The following is a 1,970-nucleotide window of genomic DNA, read 5'->3' as shown; positions in this document are numbered from 1 at the left end:
CCGCCGCCCACGACGTTCCTGCCGTCCGCCAGCGTCGTGATCGTCATCGTCACCGTCGCCGTGCTGGCGAGCCCGCCATCATCGGTCACCGTATAGGTGAACGTGTCGGTCGCGGTGCTGCCCGGGCTCAGCGCATCGAACACCGGTGAGGTCGCCACATATTTCAGCGTCTGCGTCGCCGCATCGAAGATCACCGTGCCCAGCGTGCCGCTGGTGTTCACGCTGCTGATCGTCAGCACGTCGCCATTGCCGTCGGTGTCGTTGCCCAGCAAGGTCGCCGCCAGATTGCCCGTCGTCGCATCCTCGTTGACCGCGATCCCGTCGCCATTGGCCACCGGCGTGTCGTTGACCAGGATCGTCACCGGGATCTCGACGAAGAGCCCACCGCCATCGGTGGCGCGGATGACCAGGTCGTAGCTGGCGGCCGTGGCGTAATCGAGCACCGCCGCCGTCCTGAGCTGGCCGGTGCCGTCGATCGTGAACAGCGCCGCGCCGGCACCCGACAGGCTGTAGGTCAGCGTGTCGCCGTCCACGTCGAACGCCGAGGCCGTGCCCACCAGGGTGCCCACCGGCGCAAGCTCGTTCACCTCGACATCGTCGATCACAAGGTTCGTCGGATCATCGTTCACCGCCGCGATGTCGATCGTCAGCGTGTTCGGGCTCTGGTCCGTATCCTGGCCGTTATTGGCCGTGCCGCCATCATCCTTCACCGCGAACACGATCGATCCGGCCGCCGCCCCGTTGAGGTTCAGCGTCGGCACGAAGCTCACCCGGCCCGCCGCCAGATCCGCCACGCTATAGCTCGCCGGCAATGTCGCCAGCACCGGCGCCGCACCACCCGCGCCATCGGCATCGTAGTAGATCTTGCCGCCGGTGACGCTGTCGATCCGCACGCTCGCGAACGCGTCGCCATCGACATCGCCATAGCCGAAGTCCGCCGCGCTCAGCACGCGCGCCGTATCCTCGGTCGCACCGATCGTGCTGCTCGTGCCCGTCGGCGCATCGTTGACGTCGAGCACCGTGATCGTCGCCGTCGCCACCGCACTGTCGACCAGGCCGTCATTGACCACCACCGTGATCGTCCGCGTCGGGTCCGCACCCGCACCCGCCGGCTCCTCGGTGCTGTTGGCATAACGCACGCTGCTCAGGATCGCCTGATATTGCGCGCCCGTGCCCGTTCCGCTGATCTCGATCTTGATCGAGCCCGCATTGCTCGTGAAGATCGCGGAGAAGCCCACCGGGAGCGGATCGGCGAAGGTCAGGGTATCGCCCGTCCCACGGTCGGTCAGCGTCACCGTCATGCTCTCGATCCGGTCGCCCAGTCCCTCATCGGGATCCGACACGCTGATCTTCGATCCGATCGCGATGCCCGGATCATTCTCGGTATAGGTTCCCGCGAAGTTGATCCCGCCCTTGGTGCCATTGAGGTCCACCACCGGCGGCACATTGTCCGGCTCGATCGTGAGCGTCATCGTGTTCGCGCTCTGGTCGGTATCCTGCCCGCCGTTCGCCGTCCCGCCATTGTCCTTCACCTTGAAGGTGAAGCTGGCATAGTCGACCCCGAACTCGTCCGCGTCGGGCTGGAAGTAGAAGTGGCCCGCCGCGATGTCGGCCGCCGACACGAAGTCGCCCGCATTCACCTGCACCGCAGCCGCACCCACGCCAATGCCGTCGGCATCGACATACAGCTTGCCCTGCCCCGGCGCCGTCGAGACGACCACGCCGGCAAAGCCATGGCCCTCCACCGGATCGCTGAACCCGAAGTCCGCGGTCGCGAACACCAGCGGATCGTCCTCGCTGCCCGTCAGCGACTTGTCCGCACCCGACGGCTCGTCGTTCACCGCGTTGATGTTGATCGTGATCGCGTCACTGTCGGTCTGCGATCCGCCACTACCCGTCTCGCCCTTGTCGGTGGTCGAGATCGAGATCGTGTCGCCGCCATTATAGTTGGCGGTGGGGTTGTAGGTGAG

Annotated in this window: 1 protein-coding gene; it reads right to left on the bottom strand. The window is 66.2% G+C overall.

Annotated elements, in window-relative coordinates:
* Positions 1 to 1,970: cadherin-like domain-containing protein (locus ACODTA_RS30270; protein WP_489071393.1), on the bottom strand; the 1,970-nt coding region annotated here is incomplete at both ends.

It is taken from the genome of Sphingomonas sp. FG14 (assembly GCF_057809675.1).
The sequence above is the reverse complement of the archived record's forward strand: the minus strand, read 5'-3'. Positions and strand labels throughout refer to the sequence as shown.